Source organism: Pseudomonas palleroniana (assembly GCF_003031675.1).
Classification (GTDB): domain Bacteria; phylum Pseudomonadota; class Gammaproteobacteria; order Pseudomonadales; family Pseudomonadaceae; genus Aquipseudomonas; species Aquipseudomonas palleroniana.
The window spans coordinates 1-26469 of the sequence record NZ_PYWX01000033.1 but is presented as its reverse complement, the minus strand read 5'-3'; the positions used below and the strand labels follow the sequence as shown (position 1 = coordinate 26469).

Sequence of the window (26469 nt, the reverse complement as noted above, 5' to 3'; positions counted from 1 at the left end):
CATTTTTTTCCGTTTTTAAATACCGTGCGATTGACAAATAATCAACCGTACAAATAAGCGACAGACTTATTAGTCATTTCAAGCGCAACCGAACCCTATAAAAAATCCAATCATGCTTGGCATGCGCCTAACCTCTGCGGCCTTTAATAGTTTTTAAACACACAGCAGATCCTTCACCATGCCTAATTTCAATCAACTCCTGTCTTCCAGTATCCAGCAAGCGAAACTCGACCAGGCGACCGAATCCGATATATTGAATTTTCGTTTATTTGGTAATAAAAAAGGCTTCCTGCATTTAAAAGACCTGCCCATCGGCACAATCCCGCCAACACCGAGCGACCGCGCCAGCCTGCAAAAAGAGTGCACGATCAGTGAGCAGATCATTCTGAAAGCCACGGCCATGCTGGGCGACCCGATTGGTTATATCCAGGAATCCAACGGCGATATCATCAATAACTTTTTCCCGCATAAAAAGTACTCCAAGGGTGCCAACTCGGACAGCTACGACTGTGAGTTGGAACTGCATACCGAAAATGCCTTTCATGCCGTGTCTCCGGATTATCTGGTGCTTTTCTGCCTGCGCCAGGACCCCGGTGCCGAGGCCGCGACCTTCATCAGCTCCATCGATGGCATTCGCGACATTATTACCCCGCATGACCTGAATTATTTCCATGAAGAAAAATACAACTTTCTGTCGGACTACTGCGCCACAGAAAAAAACTGCCGCATTGATATAAACCAAAAACAAACGGTTCTATACGGTGACCCCGAGTCCCCCTATTTCCGCTTTGACCCTCAATTCATGGTGGCCAGCAGCAAACACGCGCAACTCAAGCTCGAACTCCTGCGCAAGGCCGCCTGGGAAGTCGCCCACCCGGTGCACCTCAAGGCCGGTGACCTGTTGATCATCGACAACCGTAAAACCGCGCATGCCCGCAGTGCGTTCTCGGCTGGCCTGGACGGCCGCGATCGCTGGATCCAACGCACATTCGCGGTCGCCGGTTATCGCTACTACGCGCAACGCCTGGGCAAAAACCAACGTGTCCTGGACCTGGTAACCACCCTATGAGCATGCTGCACCTGACCTTTGCCCTGGCCGTGTTCTTCCTGATTGCCTCGCCCGGCCCGGTGGTGGCCCTGGTCATCTCCGATGCCAGGCAAGCCTGGCCTGCGGCCACGATCACAGGCGGCGTGGTGTCCGCCCAACTCTTGCTGCTGATCACCCTGACGCTCATCTATACCGCGCTGGATGTGAGCCCGGTGCTGCTGAACTGGGGCCAAGTGGTCGGCGGGCTGTATCTGGCCTGGCTGGGGGTGTCCAGCCTCCTGGCCAGTTCGGACAGCGTTGCCACGGTGCAAAAAAGCCAGCGTCATTTTTTCTGGCGCGCCCTGAAAGTGGGGTTGTCCAACCCGAAAGACATCCTGTTTTTCCTCGCTTTCCTGCCTGGGTTCATCGAACCCAATGGCGACTTCATTAAACAGGGACTGATCCTCGCCCTGATCTGGGGGGTGATCGATATCACCATCCTGCTGATCTATGGCGCCATCTCGCGCCAGATGCTGTCCTTCGCGGTGGCCCAGAAAGTCATGGCCAAGGCCCCCAGTGTATTTCTGCTGGGGATCGGCCTGCTGTCCGGAGTGATGGGCACACAGCGGCTGATGCAGGGATGAAAACGTGCAACGCCAAATAATATCATTAAGCCATCATTCAAAAATGATGCTAGGTCACCGTTTAAAAACATGCAACCAAAGCTCGGGCTTTCTTGCCGCTTTACCCCGTGAGGCTTGCTCTTCAACCGACCCAACCGCTATGACAGTCATCAACCGAAACATGACGGTGAAATAATGAACGCTCAAACGCTGTTTCCTCTCATCGGTAAAGTCATCGCCAGTACTGGCAGCCGCCACTTCTCGCGATTTCTGCATGATCTGGTACTCACCAAGGTGCCCGTGGATGCCACGCACATCACCCATGTGCGCATCGATGGCGCTGACGGCGCGCGCGTAGAGCCCACCGGGGCCGGCGCGGAGATCCTCAGCCCGGAGCACATGTCTTCGTTGATCAAGTCCGCTCAACCCAGAACACCTGAATCACCGACCGCCCTACCGGTGGCAAAGCCCGTCCTCGCGCAATCCGTGGCGAGCTTTTCAGCGTCGGCCGACGCGCCTTCAAAACCGGCGTTGACGCCCATTCCCTTCAGCTCCCAGCTGCATCTCAAATCCCGGAAAAAAGAATACTTTTATATAATTTCGTTCTACCGCGAACACATCGATGACTTCTCGATGCAGGAGCAGATAATCCTCAAGGATTTCTCCTTGCTCCTGCTGGCGTTGGTAGAGAAGCACATTAATGCGATAAATTCTCAAGGCATGCCGGACAAAAATATCGCCGTTGATGGGCTTGTCCCACAAAACCGGGACATGGATTCCCTGCGCCAGCGTTTTGAGGCTCGCCTGGTGCAATCTGGCTTGAGGCTGTCCAACCGCGAAAAGGAAATCTGCGCCGGCCTGCTGGCGGGGCGTACCGCGCCTGAGTTGGCTGAAGCGCTGGAGCTCAAAGTCAATACCGTGGAAAGCTACTTGAAACGCGCGGTGATCAAGATGGGCATCAGCGGGCGCCATTCGCTGATCCGTTGGATGCATGCCAATCCCGGTAACCCGACGGTGACACGCCTGCAATAAAAAACACCCTGTTTATTCATTTAACAGCAGAATCACTGACACTTTCTTCGTGCAACCACGCACAACTTTCACGGTTCAAGCGCAGGCGCGGGTTATTACTCTTATTGTCACCTGATTGACAGAGATTCCGGGGACATCCCGCGCCTGAACCGATAGCGGCCGTTGCCGCCTTCCTTCAAACTAAACCGGGTCATAAGTTAACTTGACAGTGCTCACTTTACAGGCTGTTCGGCTAACTTTACGGCTGCGTTTATTTTCCAGCAACAAACGTCATACGGTCATATAACCGGCCCACCGTTTACTGCCTTGAATAACGCTCGTTATTAACGACACGCCGCCTCTTGTTCCATCAACTATCCAGCGCTGCGCTTTGCCGCAGCCGATGAGTGCATGATTATGGAAGAGCTAAGTTATCTGAAGAAAGTCGAATCGAATGCACGCACCTATGCCGCCACGTTCCAGCGCCTGTTCGTCAGCGGCAAAGGCGTGTGGGTCAAGGATGCCCAAGGCAAGGAATACCTCGACTGCCTGGCCAACGCCGGAACCCTGGCCTTGGGGCATAATCCGCCCGTCGTCAAAGAAGCGGTGCTGGATTTCCTCGGCACCGACCAACTGCAACAAGCCTTGGACTTGGCCACACCCGCCAAGCAGGCGTTTGTACAGGAACTGTTTTCCCAATTGCCGGCCGCCATGCGTGACTCCAGCAAAATTCTGTTCTGCGGCCCCAGCGGCTCGGATGCGGTGGAAGCGGCGATCAAACTGGCGCGTCATTACACCAAACGCTCGGCGCTGATGGCCTTTCACGGCGGCTATCACGGCATGACAGCCGGCGCCCTGTCGGCCATGGGCAATCTCAACCCCAAAGGCATCCCCAGCGTCACCGCGCAAAACACCCACTTCCTGCCCTTCCCGTATCGCTTCCGCTGCCCGTTCGGCACCGATGGCGAGCAGACGGACCAACTGTCAATCGACTACATCCGCACCGTGCTTTGCGACCCGGAAGGTGGCGTCACCCGCCCCGCCGCCGTGCTTGTCGAAGTGGTGCAAGGTGAAGGTGGCTGTATTCCCGCTTCCGCCCAGTGGCTGCGCGGGTTACGCGAGATCACCCGCGAGTTGGGCATTGTGCTGATCATCGACGAAGTGCAGACCGGCCTGGGCCGTACCGGCAGCACCTTTGCCATCGAACATGCCGGTATCGTGCCCGACATCCTGGTGCTGTCGAAGGCGATCGGCGGCGGCTACCCGCTGTCGGTGATTGTCTACGCCGAACACCTCGACACCTGGGGCCCGGGCATGCACGCCGGCACCTTCCGCGGCAATCAGATCGCCATGGTCGCCGGGCGTGCCACCATGCGCCATATCCGCCAGGCCAACCTGGTTGAAAATGCCACGGCACGTGGCGCGCAACTGCTGGCCGGCCTGCAGGAGATCGCCGGGCGATATGACCCGATCGCCGATGTACGCGGTCGTGGCCTGATGATCGGGGTCGAGGTCACCAAGTCACGCGTGGACGGTCGGGTGGGCCTGGGTGATGGCACCCTGGCGCGGGCGATCAAGCTCAATTGTTTCGATAACGGCCTGATTATCGAAACCGGCGGTCGTCACGGTTCGGTCCTGCGCTTTCTGCCCGCCCTGACCATCACCGAAGCCCAGGTAGGCAGCGTGCTCGAGCGCTTCGAAGACGCCGTCAGCACCGCCACCGCGCACCGCTTGCACAGCGTTAGTCAGTCGGCCTGACCACCGGCCGTAAAAAAGCCCGCCAACCGTCACCGGTGGCGGGCTTTTTAACGGGTGCCTCAGTCCCGTGCGAGGGCTTCGATCGGGTCCAGTCGCGCCGCATTGCGGGCCGGTACAAAGCCGAAGATGATGCCAATCAGGCTTGAACACACGAACGCGGTGACAATCGACTCCAGGGAAAACACCATCTGCCATTCCTTGATCAGCAGGGAAAACACAAAGCCGATCCCGAACGACAACGAGATACCGATGACTCCGCCGATCAGGCAGACCATCACCGCTTCCACCAGGAACTGTTGGCGAATATCCGACTGACGTGCCCCCACCGCCATGCGGATGCCGATTTCCCGTGTGCGCTCGGTCACCGACACCAGCATGATATTCATCACACCGATGCCGCCCACGACCAGGGAAATCAAGGCGATCAGCGACAGCAGCAACGCCAGCGACTGACTGGTCTTTTGCACCGTCTGCATGATGCTGTCGAGGTTGTAGGTGAAGAAGTCCTTGGTGCCGTGGCGCTGTTCCAGCAGTTTGACCACGTTGGCTTCCACCACCTTGCTCGGCTGCCCGTCCTTGATCCGCACCGTGATGCTATCCAGGTAACGCTGGCCCAGCAGGCGGCCGGCCGCGGTTTCGTACGGCACCCAGACATTCAGGGCCTTGCTGGTGTTGAAGATGTTTTTATTCTCCGCCGCCACCCCGATCACCGTGCACGGCAAGTTCCCCACCAGGATGATCTGGCCCAGTGCCTCGACATTCGGGCCGAACAAACGGTTGCGGGTATTGTGGTCAATTACCACGACCTGAGCCTGGCGAGTGTCATCCTCCTGGCTGAAGGTGATGCCTTCGGCGATCTTGATCCCACGCACCTGGAACGAGCTGGCACTCACGCCGTTGACCGTGGCATCCACGTCGATATTGCCGAAGCGCAGCAGCAGGTTGCGCCCGGCGTTGGGGGTTGCGCTGTCGATGTAATGCAACTGGCTGAGCGCGGTCACATCGGACAGCACCAGGGTCTGGATGGCCGAGGCATGGCTGTCACCAAAGTCGGTGCCCGGGTAGATATCGATGGTGTTGCTGCCGATCGCCTGGATATCACTGAGGACGTAACGTTTGGCCCCTTCGCCGATCGCCACGATCGACACCACCGAGGTGATGCCGATCACGATCCCCAGCATGGTCAACAACGTGCGCATGCGGTGCGAAATCAACGCGATCCAGGCCATCACGAAGGCTTCCTTGAACAGCCCCAGGCTCGCCACCAGGCGCCGCCCCGGGCTGGCCTTGAGCTGGGTGGCCGCCGGCGCTGCCGCCTCCATCCCGACGCGTTCATTGGCCCGGTCACTGAGGACCTCGCCGTCGCGCATCTCGATGATACGTTCGGCATTCGCCGCGACCTTCGCATCGTGGGTCACGATAATCACCGTATGCCCCGCCGCGTGCAGCTCCAGCAAGATATTCATCACTTCCTTGCCGCTGGCGGTGTCGAGGGCGCCGGTCGGTTCGTCGGCCAGAATCACCTCACCGCCGTTCATCAAGGCTCGCGCGATACTCACCCGTTGCTGCTGGCCACCGGACAACTGGCTGGGACGGTTGACCAGGTGATTGGCCAGGCCCAGGCGCGCCAGCAGTTCCTTGGCACGGCTGTGGCGCTGGGCTTCCGTGACGCCGGCATAGATCGACGGCATCTCGACGTTGTGCATGGCGCTCAAGTGCGGCAGCAGGTGGTAACGCTGGAAGATGAAACCGAAGTGATCACGACGCAGTTCCGCCAGTTCATGGTCTTCCAGGTCGCGGGTTTCACGGCCGTTGATGGTGTAGCTGCCCTCAGTGGCGTAGTCCAGGCAACCCAGGATATTCATCAATGTCGACTTGCCCGACCCCGAGGCGCCGGTGATTGCCACCATTTCCCCGGCGTTGATCGTCAAGTTGACATTCTTGAGGGCCATGAAGGCCTTCTCACCGGCCACAAAACTGCGGCTGATGCCTTTGAGCTCCAACAAGGCTTGAGTCATTGTCAGACCCCCGCCACGGCAGGCGCAGGATCACCGATGACGACTTTGTCGCCTTCTGCCAGGCCATCCTTGATCTGTGCCTTGACGTTGTTATTGATCCCCACCTGCACGTTGCGCTCCTGGGCGTGACCGGTCTCGTCGATCACCCGCACCACGTACGAACCGTCCGTATTGCGCTTGCCCAGTGCCGCCACCGGCACCATCAGCACATCCTTGGCGATGTCACGCACGATGCGCACTTGGGCGGTCATCGAAATACGCAGGCGATGTTCCGGGTTGGGCACATCGAACAAGGCGTTGTAGAACACCGCCGTGTTCTGCTTGGGGGTGCCTGCGGCCTGGGTGTCCAGGTAGTTCTGCGGTGCGGGTTCGGTGCCGCGCAGTTTGGCGTAGTAGCGTTTGTCGGCTTCGCCCAGGATGGTGAAGTACACCTCCTGGCCCGGCCGGATATGAATCACATCGGCTTCCGACACCTGGGCCTTGATGGTCATGGTGTCCAGATCGGCCAGTTTCAGCAGCACCGGCGCCAGTTGCTCGGCGATCACGGTCTGGCCTTCCTGGGTGACGATGCCGACCACATCACCGTCAATCGGCGCGACGATACGGGTGTAGCCCAGGTTGACCTTGGCGGTGTCGATCTGGATACGCGCATTTTTCAGTTGGGCATCCAGGGCGACCAGATTGGCGCTCTGTACCAGATAGTTGGATTCGGCGGTCTCGAAATCCTGCCGGGAAATAGCCGCGTCCGATTGCAGCTGGGTGTAACGCTCCCAGACCGATTTGGTCTGGGCAACCTGCGCCGCCGTCGCCTTGCGCTGGGCCTCCAGATTTTCTTCATTGACCTGGGCCTGGCGCAGGGTGTTCTGCAGCACCAAGGGGTCGATTTCCGCCAACCACTCGCCCTTCTTGACCTTATCGCCAAGCTTGACCTTCAGCGATTTCAACTGGCCGGAGACTTGCGCACCGACATCGACCTGCTTGACCCCCTGCAAAATCCCGGTGGCCAGCACTGAGTTTTCGATCTCGCCGCGCTCGACCTTGGCGGTCAGATATTCGGGTGGCTCGGCGGGTGATTGCACCGAATAGACAATCATCCCAGCCACGACCGCCAGCCCCACGCCCCAAAAAACCTTGCGAAACTTCGACTTTTCCATAGATGACCACTAATACGTTGAAAGGTAGACCCGACCGGTGGCCGGGTTCGCACTAAATTGCGTGAATGTTCGCTTCAGGTTAGGGCGCAAGCGCCCGTGCCGACTCCCCCTCTGTCACACCTCATGAGGTCACCTTGCCGACCGGTACGGCCAGCCCGTCGTGCCACCAGGACGCCAGGCTGTAGACATGTGGCGCCTTGAGCAGGGTGAAATGGTTACCTGGGCCGTACCAGGTTTCCAGGTGATCGGTGAACCGGCTCCAGCCCTCTACCATGCCGGCCTGCTCACGCTGATTGCCCTGTGCATCCAGGCTCGGATCATCGGCCAGCACCAGGCGGACCTGGCCGTTGTAGCGCTGGCGTGGCTGGTAAACCGTGCGCAGCGCGGCACCGAAAGCCCGCGCCGGCCCGAACATCACATCAGGCGTCGAACGCGCGGAAAGCATGCCGACCTGCACCATGGCACGGTGTAACGCGACCCACTGGGCGGCTTCATCCAGGCCGGCAAACACCTGCGGATCAATCCCGAAAGGCTTGCCGGCCGCCAGTTGCATGGTTTCAATCAAACGCTGCAAGACGCCGGTCGCCGTGTAGGGCTGGCCCGCCGTACCCGTGCCGCCAGGGGCCTCACTGTCGATCAGGCTCAAGGACAGCACTTCACGCCCCTGGGCCTGCAGGCGCAGAGCCATCTCGAACGCCACCCAGCCGCCGAAGGAATGCCCGAGCAGATGCACCGGCCCGCTTGAGCAGTGCTGCTCCAGCGCCACCAGATAGGCGCGCGCCGCCGATTCCACGCGGCTATGCGGCACCGCCTTGGCGTCCAGCCCACGAGGCTGCAGGCCATGGATCGGCCAGCCCGGCCCGAACGCATCGGTCAGGCCGATGAACCCGGTGACACTGTCGCCGGCGCCTGGAATACAGAAGATCGGTGCTCGCCCCGCCTGCCCGCTCTGGATCGTCAACACCGGCTGATACCCCGCCTGCGTCGGCGCCGGCGGTGTAGCGTTCAGCGCCGCACCGATGGCCTTGCCCAACGCCGCGATATGCGGCGCCTGCATCATGCTCTGGTGATCGCCCGGCACATCGATGCGGTGCAGCAACGCGGCCGGCACGATCTGCTCCCAGCCCAGGCTTTCGCTGCTGCGCGAGGCCTCGTCCATGCGCTGTTCGGCGGTAAACAGATGCACCGGGATGTTCAACGGGAACAGGCTGTAATACGCCTGCGCATGGCCGTGGGCAACCTCACGGTCCAGGTAGGCCCACAGCGCTTCACGTGACAGCGCCGCCAACTGCGGCTGCAGCCAACCGGCGTCGCGGACGCGCTGCCACAGCTCATCAAAGGCCATGTACTCGGCTTCGGACTCCAGTTGCTCCAGGCTCGCCAGTGCGTGACCGTCCACCGGCACCTGGGCCTGGCAGTAGGCACGGCATTGTTCCAGCAGGTGCAATTGGTGGGCATGGGCCACCGACCAGCGTGCCCTGCCCTGATCCACCAGGCGCGGCACGTGGGTATCGAGCAGGCCGAGGAACGCGACCTCCTCGTCCATACCGATCAACTGCGCGGCGATTTCGTACGCCAGTACCCCACCGAACGACCAGCCGGCCAGGCGGTACGGGCCGTGCGGCTGGACCCTGCGCATCAAGTCGATATGCCGCGCCGCCAGGCATTCCAGGGTGCGCAATTGCGGCTCGCCCCAGGCCACGCCCTCGAGCCCGTACACCGGAATATCAGCATCCAGATGCTGGCCCAGCGCTGGGAAATACAGGTTCAAGCCACTGAACTCATGCACCAGGAACAACGGTGCCTGCGTCCCCTCGGCACGCACGGTGACAAGCCCTTGCTCCGCCACCGGTACCTCGGTGCGCAAGCGCAACAGCGCAGCCATCGACGCGACGCTGGCATGCTGGAACAACTCCGCCAGCGTCACCTGGACCTCGACCTGAGCCAACAGGCTCACCAGACGAATAGCCAGCAGGGAATGCCCACCCATTTCAAAGAAACTGTCGTGACGCCCAACCCGTGGCAGTTTCAATGCCAACGCCCATTGGGCCGCCAGGCGTTCTTCCAGCGCATCCGCCGGGGCCTCGTAGTCGCGGCTGAGCATCACCTGCTCAGGGGCAGGCAGGGCCTTGCGGTCCAGCTTGCCGTTCGGCGTCACCGGCAGGCTGTCCAGCTGTACATACGCACTGGGCAGCATGTACTGCGGCAGGTGGGTCAGCAGCTCTTCGCGCAGCTGCTCGACCGAACCCGGCGTACCGCACAGGTAGGCGACCAACTGTTTGCCGCTGACCTGCCCTTCGCTGTCGTCACGCGCCATGACCACCGCCGCGCGCACCCCTTCACAGGCCAGCAGCGCGCTCTCGACTTCACCCAGCTCGATGCGGAAGCCGCGGATTTTCACTTGGTCATCGTTACGGCCCAGGTACTCCAGGGTGCCGTCCGGCAGCCAGCGGCCCAGGTCGCCGGTTTTATACAGGCGCCCCGGCACCTCGCTGAACGGGTCGGCCAGGAAGCGCTCGCTGCTCAGTTGCGGCTGGTTGAGATAACCCCGGGCGATACCGGCACCGGCGATATGAATCTCGCCGGCCACCCCCAACCCGGTCGGATGCCCATGGGCATCCAACACATACACCCGGGTGTTGGCAATCGGGCGCCCGATTGCGCGCGGATGCGGGTTGGCCGCGCACACCTCGTTGGCGGTGGCGATAATCGTGGCTTCAGTCGGGCCGTAGGTATTAAGCAAACGTGGCGTGTGCCCACTGCGCAGGAACCAGTGCTGCACCGCTTCCGGGCTCAGCTCTTCACCACCGACCACGATCACCCGTACCGAGGCCGGAATGACACTCGCATGATCGTCCGCCAGGCCCTGCCAGAAGCGCGTCGGCAGGCTGATCACCGACAAGCGCGCCTGCGCCGCCAGTGCCCAGAATTGAGCGGCATCGGTCAACCAGGCGGCACTGCGCACCACCAGGGTCGCACCACAGGTCAGCGCACCGAAAATCTCCTCGATGGACGCATCGAAGTTAATGGTCGCAAATTGCAGCGCACGATCGCCCGCCGTCAGGCCGGTCAAGCCGCTGATTGCGCGGATCTCGTTGCACAACCCGGCGTGCTCGATCATCACGCCTTTGGGCGTCCCCGTGGACCCGGAGGTGTAGAGCACGTAGGCCAGATGTTCGCCGCCAAGCCCCAGCTCAGCCGCCGACGGGTTGTGCTCGCTCAACTCACGCCACGGTTGCAGCGCACTGTTCAAGGTCACCACCTGCAAGCCTTCCGGCAGTGCACCGAGCAACGGCAGCACCGCGTACTCGCTGAGCAACACACGCGGTGCGCTGTCGGCCAGCATGAACGCCAGGCGCTGCGCCGGGTAGGCCGGGTCGAGCGGCACATACGCGGCGCCGGCCTTCAGGCTCGCGAGCAATGCCACGATCATCTGCGTACCGCGCTCCAGGGCGATGGCCACGCGCTCGTCAGGCTGCACGCCAAGAGCGATCAAATGATGGGCCAACTGGTTGGCCTGGGCATTGAGCTCGGCGTAGCTCAGCGACTGGCCATCGAACTCCAGCGCAACCGCGTCGGGGTTACGCAGCACCTGCTGCTCGAACAGCTCATGGATCAGTTGGTCCTGCGGATCACTGGTGCGGGTCTGGTTGAAGTCCAGCAACACTTGGCGGCGCTCGCTCAGCGGCAGCACTTCCAGGCTGCTCAGCGACGCCTGCGGCGTGCGCTCCAGAGCGTCCACCAGGCTGTCCAGCGCAGCGTGCATGTACGCACACACACGCTGCGCACCGACGTCCGGGCTGACCTGGACGGTCAGCGCAAACGCCTGGCCGAAGTCATCGATGTCCAGCGACAGCGGGTAGTTGCTGCGTTCTTCACCGCCCAGGGCCTGGATACCGCTCCATACAGCCATGTCCTCACTGGAGGCAGTGGCCGCGCTGTGACGGTAGTTGAGCAAGGCACTGAACAGCGGTGCCGGCGCGGCCACGCCGCTGCAACGCTGCGCCAACGCCAGGGAGGCATGCTCATGGCTCAGCAAAGTACTCAAGCGTGCATGCGTGGCCTTGACCCCGGCCTGTGCACCTTCGGCACCGACGCTGATGCGCAACGGCAAGGTATTGATAAACAGCCCCAGGGCGCGTTCACCGCCCTGCATGCCGCCCATCAGCACGGTGCCGAACACCACATCATCCTGGCCGCAGACATGCGCCAGCACCTGAGCCCAAGCCACATGCATCAGGCTTGCGGCACTCACCCCCAGTTGCCGGGCAGCGCTGCGCAGGCGCTGGCCGAGGCCCTCTTCCACAGGCAGTCGTGCCAGTTCCAGCGTGCCACCGGCCTGCACCGTGTGCAGGCCGAACGGCAGGGTCGGTTCATCAATATCGGCCAGCATCGCGCCGAAGAACGCTTCATGCTCCTGTTCGGTCATCCCCAGGCGCGCCTGGGCCACATAGTTGCGATACGGCACCGCTGCACTCAGGCGGGCTTCCTCACCCGCAAGGAAGGCCTGCAACTCGTATTGCAGGAGGTCCATGGCGACGTGATCGAACAGCATGTGATGGAACATCAGCAACGCGGCCCAGCGTTGTTGCGACCGATCGTAGGCGCACACCAGGCGCATCAACGGTGCATCACGCAGGTCCATGCGGAAATGCTGCGGGTTGAAACGCTCACGCAGTTGCGCACCGGCCTCTTCCTCGCCTTCCAGGCTGATCTCTTCCAGCGCGAACGGTACATGACGCAACACCACCTGTACCGGCTCGCTCAAGCCTTCCCAACGCATCGTGGAACGCAAGATATCGTTGCGCTCAATCACGCCCTGCAAGGCCTGGGCAAATGCCTCGAGACGCTCGCGGCTATCGAAATGGAACGAGGCCTGTTCCAGGTACAGGTCGCCCTCATCGGCCAGCAAGTGGTGATAAAGGATGCCTTCCTGCAACGGCGTCATGCCGTAGATATCTTGCACGTTGGCCAATTGGCCCGGCACGCCGGCGACAAGGCTGTCGATTTCGTCCTGGTTGAGACTGGCCAGCGGCAGCATCGACGGCGTAATGCGTTGGCATTCGGCAGTGATGCCGTTGGCCGGCACCTCCAGCGCACGGCGGCTGCCCACGACCTTGGCCAGGCCGGCCAGGGTCGGGTGGGTAAACAAGGCACCGACGTCGACCCGCAGGTCCTCCTGGCGCATGCGCTCGACCAACTTGACCGCCAGCAGCGAATGGCCGCCCAGCTCGAAGAAGTTGTCATGCCGGCCGACCTGCTCCAGTTGCAGCACCTGCGCCCAGATCAGCGCCAGGCTGCGTTCAATGCGCCCCTCGGGAGCCTGGTAATCGCGGCTGGCCACCGCCGACTGATCCGGCGCCGGCAAGGCTTTGCGGTCCAGTTTGCGGTTGGGCGTGAGCGGCAACGCGTCGAGGCTCACGAACGCCGACGGGATCATGTATTCGGCCAGCAACGGCGCCAGGTAGCTGCGCAAACCGGCCGCCGTCAAGCTGACCCCGGCGTGCGGCACCACGTAGGCCACCAGGCGCTTCTCGCCAGGACGGTCTTCGCGGGCGATCACCGCCGCTTCCTTGACCCCGGCACAGTTGCCGAGGCGCGATTCGATCTCGCCCAGCTCAATCCGGAACCCGCGTACCTTGACCTGGAAGTCGTTGCGGCCCAGGTACTCGAGGGAACCATCCGCCAGGTAGCGCGCCAGGTCACCGGTCTTGTACATCCGCGCCCCCGGGGCGTCGTTGAACGGGTCGACGAGGAAGCGCTCGGCACTGATCTGGTCGAGGTTCAGATACCCCCGTGCCACACCGTCACCGCCGATGAAGATCTCTCCCGCCACTCCGAACGGTACCGGTTGCTGCTGGCTATCGAGCAGGTAGATACGGGTGTTGGCCATCGGTTTACCGATGGTGGTATTGCCCGTGGTATCGCCCGTATGGGTCACATAAGCGGTGGTGCAGGACACCGTCGCTTCCGTCGGGCCATACGTGTTGATCAGCCGGGTATGGGCCGGGCGAACCTCGTCCCACAGCTTCAACTTCTGCGCCGACAGTGCATCACCGGTCACGTTGATCAACCGTACATGGCGCAAATGCGCCTGCGCCTGCTCCGGGCTGTGGTGCCATTCGGCGGCCAGGGTGTGCCAGTGCGCCGCCGTCAAGTGCAGGAAGGTCGGCGTGATCGCCGGGTCGCGTGCGGCCTCGGTGCCAAACACATAACGGCTTGGCGCCAGGGTCGCGCCGGCCAGCCAGGCCGGGAAGATTTCCTCCACCGACAGGTCGAAGTTCAGGGTGTTCTGCTGCAACACCGTGTCCTGCGCGGTCAGGCCGAACAGGCGTGCGGCGTCCAGGCTGTAGTTGACCAGCCCGCGATGTTCGATCATCACGCCCTTGGGATTGCCGGTGGAACCTGATGTGTAGATCACATACGCCAGGTGGCGGGCGGTCAGCCCCGGCACTTGCGGGTTGTGCTCGGCACCGCTGTGTGGCTCGTCCAGCAACACCTGCGCAATCGCCAGGGGCGGCAGCCGGTCCTGCAACGCGCGCTGGGTCAGCACGGCCGACGGTGCGCTGTCGGCGATCATGTAGGCCAGACGCTCCGGCGGGTAATTGGGGTCCAGCGGCACATACGCGCCGCCGGCCTTGAGCACCCCGAGCAAGCCCACCAATACTTCATCGCCGCGTTCGGCGCAGATCGCCACGCGGTCATCCGGGCCGATACCCAGGCCGATCAAGTGATGCGCCAGGCGGTTGGCCCGACGGTTCAACTGCGCATAACTGATGCGCTGCTGTTCGAACGCCACGGCAATCGCATCCGGATGCGCCTCGACCTGGGCTTCGAACAGTTGGTGAATGGTGCTGTCCTGCGCATAGGCCACGTGGGTGTCGTTGAGGCCGTGCAACAGGTAGTCGCGCTCGTCGTCATCGATCAAGGGAATGTGCGCCAGCAACGCCTGGTCGTCGGCAACCATGGCCTGCAGCAGGCACTCGAAATATCCCAGGTAACGTTGCAGGGTGGTCTCGTCGAACAGCGCCGTGGCGTACTCCAGGGTCCCGGCGATGTGTCCCTGCATTTCGCCGAGGTCCAGGGACAGGTCGAACTTGGCAAAGTTGCCGGCCTCGCCGAGCCCTTCGAACTGCAGATCACCCATTACCAGGCTCGGCGCATCACTGCTCTGCCAGGTCAGCAAGGTCTGGAACACCGGGCTGTGGGCCAGGCTGCGCGCCGGCTTGAGCACTTCCACCACTTGTTCGAACGGCAAGTCCTGATGGGCCTGCGCCGCCAGGGTGCGGTCCTTGGCATGGGCCAGCAACGCAGCCACCGTCAGCTCTTCGCCGGCCCCTATGCGCACCGCCAGGGTGTTGACGAACAGGCCGATCAGCCCTTCGACTTCTGCACGCATGCGGTTGGCCGCCGGCGAGCCGATCACCACCTCATCCTGGCCGGACAGGCGGCAGAGCAACGCGCCCCACGCGGCCATCATGGTCATGTACAGCGTGGTGCCATGACGCTGACTCAGGGCCTTGAGCCCGGCGGTCAGGTTGACATCGAGCAACAGGCTCAAGGTCGCACCGCTGTAGTCCTGCCGGGCCGGCCGTGGGCGGTCGGTGGGCAACAACAGCAAGGCGGGCGCATCCGCCAACGCCTGCTGCCAGTATTGGCTCTGTTGCTGCAGCACCTCGCCACTCAGCCAACGCCGTTGCCACACGGCAAAATCGCCATATTGCAGGGCAAGCGGTGGCAGCGGGTCGGCCTGCCCCAGACGGAACGCTTCATACAGCGCCATCAACTCACGGGTCAGTACGCCCATCGACCAACCGTCGGACACGATGTGGTGCATGGTCAGCAACAGCACATGGTGATCGTCGGCGCGTCGCACCAGGCGCGCACGAATCAGCGGGCCCTGCTCCAGATCGAAGGGTTCAAGCGCCTCTTGGCTGACGTGCACCTGCAGATCGGCATCGCTGTCCACTTCCAGGCGCAGCAGCGCGAACGCCCGTTCGGCCGGCTCGATACGCACCAGCGGCTCATGGTTGTGCTGCACGAACCGGCTACGCAGCGCCTCATGGCGCGCCACGATGGCTGTCAGTGCGCGCTCCAGCGCCTGGGCATCCAGCTGACCGCGCAGCCCGAGGGCGATCGGCATGTTGTAGGCGGTGCTGGCACCTTCCATCTGCGCCAGGAACCACAAGCGTTGCTGGGCAAACGACAGCGGCAAATCCTGGTCCCTTGGCACCGGCAAGATCGCCGGCAAGGTGCTGCGTGCCGCCTGGGCCAATACTTGGCCCAACGCCGCCAACTGCGGATGGGCAAACAGCTCGGCCAGGGCCAACTCCACCCCCAGGCGCTGGCGCACTTGGGAAATCAAGCGCATCGCCAGCAGCGAGTGCCCGCCCAATTCGAAGAAATGCCCGTGGCGACCGACCTGTTCAAGCCCCAGCAGGTCTTGCCAGATCTGCGCCAGCGTCGTTTCAATGTCGCCCTCGGGGGCTTCATACACCCCACTGACCACCGCATCGAGCCCCGGTGCCGGCAGCGCCTTGCGATCCAGCTTGCCGTTGGGGCTCAACGGCAGTGCTGGCAACTGAACATAGGCCGACGGCACCATGTATTCCGGCAGTTCGTTTTGCAGGTAGGTCCGCAGGTCCTCGATCTGAGGCGCCTGCCCCGCCACGTGCGCGGTGAAGTAAGCCACCAGGCGCTCGTCGCGCACCAGTACGGCTGCTTCAAGCAACTCGGGATGGGCGGCGAGCAAGGCTTCGATTTCACCCAGTTCTATGCGCAGGCCGCGAATCTTGACCTGGTCATCATTACGCCCGAGGTAGTCGAGGGTGCCGTCCGCACGGTAACGCGCCAGGTCGCCCGTGCGGTACATGCGTCCTTGGGCGGTGAACGGGTCGTCGAGGAAACGTTCGGCCGTCAGGTCCTCGCGATTGAGGTAACCGCGTGCCACGCCCGCGCCACCGATGTACAACTCGCCGACGCTGCCGGTAGGCACCTGTTGCCCGTAGGCGTCCAGCACGTAGAGCGTCAGGTTGCGCAACGGCTGGCCGAGCGGAATATCCCCTGCTCCATAGCTGGCAAGATCCGCATTGATGCCGTGCCAGGCGACCACGTCGCTGCACTCGGTCGGGCCATAGCTGTTGATGAATTGCGGACGCGGCGCCCGCAGTTTCTCCAACTGCGACAGTTTGATCGGCTCACCGCCGAGCACGACCCGGCGCAGGCGGCTCAAGACGTGCTGTTGATCGGCGTCGATCAACGTATAGAACGCACTCGGGGCCAGGTTGATATGGGTGATCGCCTGCGCGTCGATCTGGCGCACGATGCTCAAAGGGTCAAACGGGCTGTCGGCCAGGTGCAAGGTGGCGCCGACGGCCAGGCTGGCGAAGATATTTTTCTGGGTCAGGTCGAAGCTGTGCGAGGTCAGCAACAACACCGCGTCGTCGGCGTCCAGCCCGACGTCTTCGAGGTACCAGTGGAGCATGTTGACCACGCCCTGGTGTTCGACCATCACGCCTTTTGGCTGCCCGGTGGAGCCCGAGGTATAGATCACATAGGTCAGGTGTTTCGCGCTCAGCCCGGGCACCTGTGGGTTGTCCAGCGCTTGCCCGCGCCACGCCTCAAGGTCGAGGTCGACCACGGGCAGGCCGCCCGCAGCGGCCAGTTGCGCGGTCGCAGCGTGCACCAGTAACGCCGCCGGGGCGCTGTCCTTGAGCATGTAATGAATGCGTTCGAGCGGGTAGTTCGGGTCGATCGGCACATAGGCGCCTCCGGCCTTGAGAATCGCCAGCAACCCGACGATCAGCTCGGCGCTGCGCTCCACGCAAATCGCCACGCGGGCATCCGGCACCACGCCGAGCTCACGCAGGTGATGGGCCAACTGGTTGGCCTGCTCGTTAAGCTGACGGTAAGTCAGCGTCACAGCCGCCGTCTGCACCGCCAGCGCCTCGGGGGTGCGCATGGCCTGGGCTTCAAACAGGCTGTGTACGGTGCCGGGGTGGAGCGGCGTGTGCAGGCCACTGAGGCCGGCCAACTGCTGCTGGCGCTCCTGCTCATCCAGCAGGGGCACGCGGGCCAGTACGCCTTGATCGTCGGCAACCATCGCGTGCAGCAGGCGCTCGAAGTAGCCCAGGTGACGCTTGAGGGTCGCTTCGTCGAACAGCGCCGTGGCATAGCTCAAAGAGCCGATGATATGGCCCTGGGCTTCGCTTAACTCCAGGGACAGATCAAACTTCGCCGATGTGTTGACTTGGCCGCCGTCCTCCATGATCAAGTCGCCGACGACCGGTGCGCCGCCGCCTTCACTGCCCTGCCAGGTCAACATGGCCTGGAACACCGGGCTGTAGGCCATGCTGCGCACCGGTTTGACGATGTCGACCACTTGTTCGAACGGCAGGTCCTGATGCGCCTGCGCACCCAGCGTCCGGGCCTTGACCCGCGCCAGCAGGGTTTGCACCGTCGGTTCGCCCGAGGTATCGATGCGCAGCGCCAGCGTGTTGACGAACAGGCCGATCAGACCTTCCAGCTCCAGCTGGTTGCGGTTGGCCACCGGCGAGCCGATCACCACTTCATCCTGCCCGGACAAACGCGCCAACAAGACACCCCATGCCGCCAGCAGGCTCATGTACAACGAGGTGCCATGTCGTTGACTCAGGTCCTTGAGGCCCTGAGTCAGTGCCTTATCCAGTTGCAACGCCAGCACCGCGCCGGAGAAATCCTGTTGCGCCGGGCGTGGCCGGTCGGTCGGCAGGGTCAGTATGGCCGGCGCGCCGGCCAGGGTTTGCTGCCAATACAGGTTCTGCCTGTGCAACACCTCGCCACTCAACCAGCGGCGTTGCCAGACGGCGAAGTCGGCATATTGCAGCGTCAGCGGTGGCAATGGATCGGCGAGGCCCTGGCTGAAGGCGCCATACAACAGCACCATTTCGCGGCTCAGCACGCCCATCGACCAGCCGTCAGAGGCAATGTGGTGCAGGGTCAGCAACAACACCGAGTGCTCGTCGCCCATGCGTACCAGGCGTGCGCGCAGCAGCGGCCCGTTGACCAGGTCGAACGGTGTCGACGCTTCATATTCGGTCAACACCTGCAAGCGCTGCGCGGCATCGGCCTGCCCGCGCAGGTCATCCTGCTCCAGTACAAATGAACCTTCGACAGGTGTGATCCGCAGTTGCGGCTCATCGTTATCCATCACGAAGACACTGCGCAGCACCTCATGGCGACTGACAATCCGCGCCAGTGCACGCTCCAGCGCCAGGATATCCAGCGCGCCGCGCAGGCCCAGGCCGACCGGCATGTTGTAAGCCGCCCCGGCATTCTCCATTTGCGCCAGGAACCACAGGCGCTGCTGGGCAAACGACAGCGGCAAGGACTCTTCTCGGGACACCGGTACAATCGGCGGCAGGCTGCTGCGCCCGGCCTTGGCCACCACCTGCGCCAGCGCGGTCAGTTGCGGATGGGCGAACAGGTCCGCGAGGTCCAGCTCCACCCCGAGGTGCAGGCGCACCTGGGAGATCAAGCGCATCGCCAGCAGCGAGTGCCCGCCCAGCTCAAAGAAATGATCCTCACGCCCGACCTGCTCGACCTTGAGCACTTGGCTCCAGATCTGCGCCAGGGCAATTTCCACTTCACCCTGGGGCGCTTCGTAACCGCGACTGAGCACGGCATCCTGATCGGGAACCGGCAGGGCCTTGCGGTCGAGCTTGCCGTTGGCGGTCAGCGGCAGGCTGTCCAGGCGCACATACGCCGCCGGCACCATGTACTCCGGCAATTGCGCCTGCAGCCAACTGCGCAGGGCCTGGCGGTCAAGGGCCTGGTGTTCGGTGAAATACGCCACCAGGCGCCCGTCACGGGCCAGCACCACGGTTTCGCTGACGTCCGGGTGCTCGGCCAGGCAGGTTTCGATTTCACCCAGTTCAATCCGCACGCCGCGGATCTTCACCTGGTCGTCATTGCGCCCCAGGTAGTCCAGCGTGCCGTCTTCCAGCCAGCGCGCCAGGTCACCGGTGCGATACAGGCGAGCCTGCGGGTCCTGGCTGAACGGGTCCTGCACAAAGCGTTCGGCGGTCAGTTCCGCACGGTTCAGGTAACCGCGCGCCACACCGGCCCCCCCGACGTACAGCTCACCGGCGACACCCTGCGGCACCGGTTTGAGGTGCTCGTCGAGCAGATAGACCTGGGTGTTGGCGATGGGTTTGCCAATGTGCAGGGCCTTGCCGGCCTCAATCAGGCCGCAGGTCGCGACCACCGTGGCTTCGGTCGGACCATAGTTGTTGACCACATCGAAGCGCTGCGGCGTGCTGAACTGACGCAGGCGGTCGCCGCCGATCAGCAAGGTTTTCAGGGTCGGGTGTTGCAACTGCTGACTGAACGCGTACTCCGCTACCGGCGTCGGCAGGAAGCTCACGTGCAGCGGTTGCGCCAGCCACCAGCGCAACAGTGCGTCGACGTCTTCGCTGCCCTGCTTGGCGGGTGGCAGGTGCAACGTCGCCCCCACACACAGGGCCGGCCAGACTTCCCAGGCCATGGCATCGAAACCGAAGCCGGCGACACTGGAAGTGTGCCCACCCGCGTGCAGGTCGAACGCCTGGCAATGCCAGTGCACCAGGTTCTCCAGGGTGCGGTGCTCGACCATCACGCCCTTGGGCAAGCCGGTGGAACCGGAGGTGTAGATCACATAAGCCAGGTTCGCCGGCGTCAGGCCCGCCACGCTCGGGTTGAGCGTCGGACGACGGTGCCACTGGTCGCTGTCCAGTTCGATCACCGGCCGTTCGGTGTGGCTCAGCAGCGAGCGCGTGCTCGATTGCGCCAGCACCAGCACCGGGTCGCAATCCTGCAACAGGTAGTTGATGCGCTCCTGCGGGTGCGCCGGATCGATCGGCACATACGCCGCACCGGCCTTGAGGATCGCCACCAGGCCGACCAGGGTTTCCAGGCTGCGGCGCGCGCAGATGGCCACCCGGTCATCCGGACGCACACCCTCTTCGAGCAGGCGGTGGGCCAACTGATTGGCGCGCTGATTAAGCTGGCGATAAGTGATGTGCTGGTCGTCCTGGCGCACGGCCGTGGCATCCGGCTGGCATTCGACCTGAGCCTCGAACAGGCGGTGGATAGTCTGCGCCTCGGGGTAATCGACGGCAGTGGCGTTGACGTCAACCAGCACGGCATCCCGTTCGGCGGCCGACAGCACCGAGAACTGACTCAACGGCTGGTGTGGCGTGTGCTCCAACGCGCTGACCAGGTGTGCCAGGGCCACCTGCATAAAGCCGCAAATCCGTTGTGCACCGATTTTCACCAGCGCCTGGGCGTTGAGCTGGAAGCCGGCGCCAAAATCATCGACGTTCAACACCAGCGGATAGTTGGTGCGCTCTTCCATGCTCACCGCCTGGATACCGTCCCACGCGGCGATATCCGCGCTAGAGGCCTCGACCGGCGCGCTGTGCCGGTAGTTGAGCAATGTATTGAACAGCGCCTGCGTCGCCGGCAGGCCGCTGCACTGTTGGGCCAGGGACAATGACGCGTGCTCATGGGCGAGCAATTGCGACAGCCGCTCATGCGTGACACGCACGGCCTCGCGGGCGCCCTGCCCGCCAATGCTCACACGCAGCGGCAAGGTATTGATGAACAGGCCCAAGGCACGGCCGGCGCCTTCACCGCCTTGCAGGCGGCCGAGCAACACCGTGCCGAAGACCACATCGTCACGCCCCGCGACCTGCGCCAACACCTGGCCCCAGGCCAGGTGCACCAGGCTGGCGGCGCTGACGCCAAGCAAGCGCGCCTGCTCGCGCAAGCGCCCGCTCAGTTGGCTGTCGAGCATCAGGTGGGCTTCTTCGACACCGCTGCCATCGCCCTGCACATCGCGCAGGCCGAAGGCCAGGGTCGGTTCATCGATGTCACCGAGCATGCCTTCGAAAAAGCGTTCATGGGCCTGTCGATCCGCGCCCAGGCGCGACTGCGCCACATGGTTGCGATAGGGAATCGACGGCGCCAAGTTTTCGGTGTGGCCTTTCAGGCTGGCCTGGACTTCTTCGATCAGCACCTCAAGCGCGGTGTGGTCGAGCACCATGTGATGGAACAACAGGATGCCGACCCAGCGCTGATGGGCGCTGTCCTGGGCGTAGGCCAGGTGCATCAACGGCGCACGGCTCAGGTCCAGACGGTAATGGCGTGGGTCGAACTGCTCGTGCAACTGCGTCAGCACGTCACCGTCCGCCGGGTCGATCACCACCTCTTCCAGTCCCAGGGTTGCCTGACGCCAAACGACCTGTACCGGATCCTCGAGTCCTTCCCAGGCGATGCTGCTGCGCAGGATGTCGTGCCGCTCGATCACGCTTTGCAGCGCCTTGGCGAACAGGTTCACCGGCTCAGGCCCGGTGAAGGTGAACAGCATATGCAGCAGGTAGGCATCGCCTTGCGGCGCCGCCAGATGGTGGTAGAGCATGCCGTCCTGCAGCGGCGCCAGGCCGTAGATATCCTGCACATTGCGCACGCCGCCCGGCACGCTCGCGACGATGCGGTCGATAGCGGCCTGGTCTAGGTCGGCCAGGGGCAACAGGTCCGGGGTGATGCGCTGGCAGTCCGGCTCAATGCGGTTGGCCGGCACCTCCAGTGCCTGATGCCCGCCGACCGCCGCCGCCAGCGCGGCCAGGGTCGGCTGGCCGAACAGCACGCGCACATCGGCGCTCAAGTCCATCTGGCGCATGCGTTCGATCAATTTGACCGCCAGCAGCGAATGACCACCCAGTTCAAAGAAGTTGTCGTGGCGACCCACCCGCTCCACATCGAGCAATTCTTGCCAGAGCGCGGCAAGGGTCAGTTCCATCTCGCCTTCAGGGCACTCGTATTCGCGACGGGCCAGGGCATCGCCATCGGGGGCCGGCAAGGCCTTGCGGTCGAGTTTGCCGTTGGTGGTCAGCGGCAAGCTCTCAAGCAGGACGAACGCACTGGGGATCATGTAGTCGGCCAGAGACACCAGCAACTGCGCACGCAGCTCGGCGGCCGAGGGCTCAGCGCCCTCGGCGGCGATCACATACGCCACCAGGCGCTTGTTACCGGGAGCGTCTTCGCGGGCAATCACCACGGCCTCGCGCACGCCGTCACAGGCAGCCAGGCGGGCTTCGATCTCGCCCAGTTCGATACGGAAGCCACGGATCTTCACCTGGTCGTCGTTGCGGCCCAGGTAGTCAATGCTGCCATCCGCCAGCCAGCGTCCCAGGTCACCGGTCTTGTACAGGCGCGCCTGCGCACGCCCGCTGAACGGGTCGGCGATAAACCGTTCGGCGTTCAACTGCGGCCGGTTCAAGTAGCCACGGGCAACCCCCGCGCCCCCCACGTACAACTCGCCGACGACACCGACCGGCACCGGTTCGCGCTGCTCGTCGAGAATATACAGTTGCAAGTCCGGAATGCGCCCGCCAATCGGGCTGACGCCGACCCGCTGCGCATCCGCCGCTTCAAGGGCGCGATACGTCACATGCACGGTGGTTTCGGTGATGCCGTACATGTTCACCAGTTGTGTACCGGCGTTGCCTGGGCGTGCGTACCAAGGCTTGAGAATCCCCGGTTCCAGGGCCTCACCACCGAATATCACCTGGCGCAGGGAATGCTTCAAGGCACTCTGGCCCTGGGCCGCAATCAACGAACGGAAGGCACTCGGCGTCTGGTTGAGGATGGTCACCCCGGCGCTGCACAACAGTGCATAACAGGCGTCCGGCGAACGGCTGGTGAGCTGCGGTACCACCAGCAACTGCCCACCGTGGATGAGCGCGCCCCAGATTTCCCAGACCGAGAAGTCAAACGCAAACGAGTGGAACAGTGCCCAGACATCCTGATCGTTGAAGTTGAACCAACCCTCGGTGGCGCTGAACAGGCGTGCCACGTTGTGGTGTTCGACCATTACCCCCTTGGGCAGGCCGGTGGAGCCGGAGGTGTAGATCACGTACGCCAGGTTGGCCGAAGTCAGGCCCGGGACGTGGGGATTCTGAGTGGACTCACCCTGGCAATCGCCGCCGTCCAGCTCGAGCACCGGCACCGACACCTCGGTCACCCGGGCACGGGTCGCCTGCTGCACCAGCACCGCTACCGGCGCGCTGTCTTGCAGGGTGTAGCTGATGCGTTCCTGCGGGTACGCCGGGTCGATCGGCACGTAACCGGCGCCGGCCTTGAGGATGCCGAGCAGGCCGACGATCATGTCCAGCCCGCGCTCGACACAGATCGCCACCCGATCATCCGGGCACACGCCCAGGCCCAACAAGCGATGCGCCACCTGGTTGGCGCGGCGGTTCAAGTCGCCATAGCTCAGGCGCAGGTCTTCAAACAGCACCGCCGTAGCGTCCGGTCGTAAAGCCGCCTGCAGCTCGACCTGGTGATGCAGCAATGCGGTATCGGCGAACAGGCTGTCGGTGGCGTTCCAGTGTTGCAACAATTGTTCGCGCTCGCCCGCCGGCAGCATCGCCAACCCTTGCAGCGAAGCCTGCGGGGTCTGTTCCAGGGCCTGCACCAGGTTCTCCAGGACGCATTGCATGTAGCCGCACACTCGCGCCGCGCCAATCGAACCGTCAGCCATGACCGACAGGCTGAACGCCTCTCCCATGTCGTTGACCGACAGGGTCAGCGGGTAGTTGGTGCGCTCCTTGCTGTCGAGCACGGCAATGCCTTCCCAGGCCGTCTGCGCTTGTGCCGAAACGTCCGCGCCACCGAGCTGGCGATAGTTGAGCAGCGAACTGAACAACGGCGTCGACGCCGCCACTTGGCTGCAGCGTTGCGCCAGCACCAGCGAGGCGTGCTCATGGCCGAGCAAGCCGGTCAGGCGCGCATGGGTGCTCTTGACCATGGCGCGTACGCCGGCTTCAGCGAGGCTGACCCGCAGCGGCAAGGTGTTGATGAACATCCCCAGGGCACGGTCTGAGCCTTCGCCGCCCTGCAAGCGCCCCAGCAACACGGTGCCGAACACCACATCCGTGCGCCCCGACACACCCCCCAGCACCCGTGCCCACGCCAGGTGATACAGGCTGGCCGGCGTCACCCCCAACTGGCGGGACTGCGCGCGCAGGCGCTGGCTGAGGCGGTCATCGAGCATCAGGACGACCTCTTCGACACCGTGGCCCTCGCCCTGCACGTCCTGCAGACCGAAAGGCAGGGTCGGTTCATCGATGTCCCCGAGCATCTCGCTGAAGAACGCCTCATGCTCTTCGCGACTCACGCCCTGGCGCGCCTGAGCCACATAATGACGGTACGGCACCGACGGTGGCAGCAGGGCCTCTTCGCCACGGGTATGGGCTTCGATTTCCGAGATGAGCATACGCAGCGACGTGGCGTCATCCACCAGATGGTGCAGCAGCAACACCGCGACCCAGCGCTGGTTGGGCGCATCCTCGCTGTAACCGATGCGCATCATGGGCGCCTGGCGAATATCCAGGCGGTGGTGACGCGGGTTGAGGCACTCGGTCAATTGCGTGGCGATATCCCCGGCGGCCGGGTCCAGGTGAATCTCATCCATCCCCAGTTGCGCCTCGCGCCAGACCACCTGTACCGGCTCGTCGAGGCGCTCCCAGACCACGGCGGTGCGCAGGATGTCATGTCGCGAAATCACGCCTTGCAGAGCTGCGGCAAAGCGTTGCAGGCGCTCGCGGCTGTCAAAGCTGAAGGTGATGTATTGCAGGTACGGATCGCCTTGGGCCGCCGCGAGGTGGTGGTACAAAATCCCCTCTTGCAGCGGCGCCAGGCTGTAGATTTCCTGGACGTTACACGCGCCGCCCGGCACGGTTGCGACGATGCGGTCGATGGCGACCTGATCCAGCGTGGCCAGGGGCAGCATGTCCGGGGTGATGTGTGCGCAGCCTTCTGGGACACGATTGGCGGGCACCACCACGTCCTTGCTCGCATCGGCCACGGCGGCCGCCAGTGCGGCCAGGGTCGGCTGGCCGAACAGCACACGCACATCGGCGCCCAGCCCGACCTGGCGCATGCGCTCAATCAGCTTGACCGCCAGCAGCGAATGGCCGCCCAACTCGAAGAAGTGATCCTGGCGGCCCACGTGTTCAACGCCGAGCAAATCCTGCCAGATCGCGGCAATCGTGGTTTCCACCTCCCCCTCGGGGGCTTCGAACTGGCGACGCGCCAGGGCGTCGGCATCCGGCGCCGGCAACGCCTTGCGGTCCAGCTTGCCGTTGGTGGTCAACGGGAACTGCGCCACCCGCACAAACGCAGCGGGCACCATGTAGTCAGCCAGGGACACCAGCAACTGCGCACGCAGCTCGGCGGCCGACGGATCGGCCCCCTCGGCGGCGATCACATAGGCCACCAGGCGCTTGTCTCCCGGCTCATCTTCGCGAGCAATCACCACCGCTTCGCGCACGCCTTCACAGGCGGCCAGGCGGGCTTCGATCTCGCCCAGCTCGATACGGAAGCCACGGATCTTCACCTGGTCGTCGTTGCGCCCCAGGTAGTCAAGGCTGCCGTCCGCCTGCCAACGCGCCAGGTCACCGGTCTTGTACAGGCGCGCCTGCGCACGACCGCTGAACGGGTCGGCAATGAACCGTTCGGCATTCAACTGCGGCCGGTTCAAGTAGCCACGGGCAACCCCCGCGCCACCCACGTACAACTCGCCGACCACGCCCACCGGCACGGGTTCGTTCTGCTCGTCGAGCACATACAGTTGCAAGTCCGGAATGCGCCCGCCAATCGGACTGACGCCGACCAACTGCGCATCCGCCGCTTCGAGCGCACGATAGGTCACATGCACGGTGGTTTCAGTGATGCCGTACATGTTCACCAGTTGCGTACCGGCGTTGCCTGGGCGTGCGTACCACGGCTTGAGAATCCCCGGTTCCAGGGCCTCGCCGCCGAAGATCACCTGGCGCAGGGAGTGCTTGAGTTCGCTC

General features: G+C 63.3%; 7 protein-coding genes. 4 read left to right on the top strand and 3 right to left on the bottom strand.

Annotated elements, in window-relative coordinates; translation table 11 throughout:
- Positions 1 to 178: 178 nt before the first annotated feature.
- From C9383_RS12250 to C9383_RS12235, 4 genes are all read left to right on the top strand, one after another.
- Positions 179 to 1069: a TauD/TfdA family dioxygenase gene (locus tag C9383_RS12250; RefSeq protein ID WP_090372002.1), complete on the top strand. Its 891-nt coding sequence runs from the start codon at positions 179 to 181 to the stop codon at positions 1067 to 1069.
- Entirely contained in the window at positions 1066 to 1671 is a 606-nt protein-coding gene (locus C9383_RS12245) for a LysE family translocator (RefSeq protein ID WP_060756404.1), read from the top strand. Before C9383_RS12250 ends, C9383_RS12245 begins: the two co-directional genes overlap by 4 nt.
- Before the next feature lie 174 nt (positions 1672 to 1845).
- Entirely contained in the window at positions 1846 to 2682 is an 837-nt protein-coding gene (locus C9383_RS12240; protein ID WP_090372004.1) for a helix-turn-helix transcriptional regulator, read from the top strand.
- A 396-nt stretch (positions 2683 to 3078) separates the two neighbouring features.
- Positions 3079 to 4419 carry a diaminobutyrate--2-oxoglutarate transaminase family protein gene (locus tag C9383_RS12235; RefSeq protein ID WP_090372006.1) on the top strand — a complete coding sequence of 447 codons (1341 nt, stop codon included), beginning with the start codon at positions 3079 to 3081 and terminating at the stop codon, positions 4417 to 4419.
- Between the two features lie 59 nt (positions 4420 to 4478).
- Here the strand turns inward: C9383_RS12235 and C9383_RS12230 are convergent, their stop codons facing one another.
- The 3 genes from C9383_RS12230 to C9383_RS12220 form a co-directional block, all read right to left on the bottom strand.
- Entirely contained in the window at positions 4479 to 6437 is a 1959-nt protein-coding gene (locus C9383_RS12230) for a MacB family efflux pump subunit (RefSeq protein WP_060756406.1), read from the bottom strand.
- Positions 6438 to 6439: 2 nt separating this feature from the next.
- A complete protein-coding gene (gene macA / locus C9383_RS12225) occupies positions 6440 to 7591 on the bottom strand; it encodes a macrolide transporter subunit MacA (RefSeq protein ID WP_090372008.1) in 1152 nt (383 codons plus the stop codon).
- Between the two features lie 121 nt (positions 7592 to 7712).
- A partial coding sequence (locus tag C9383_RS12220) for a non-ribosomal peptide synthase/polyketide synthase (protein WP_146164709.1) occupies positions 7713 to 26469 on the bottom strand: 18757 nt, incomplete at its 5' end.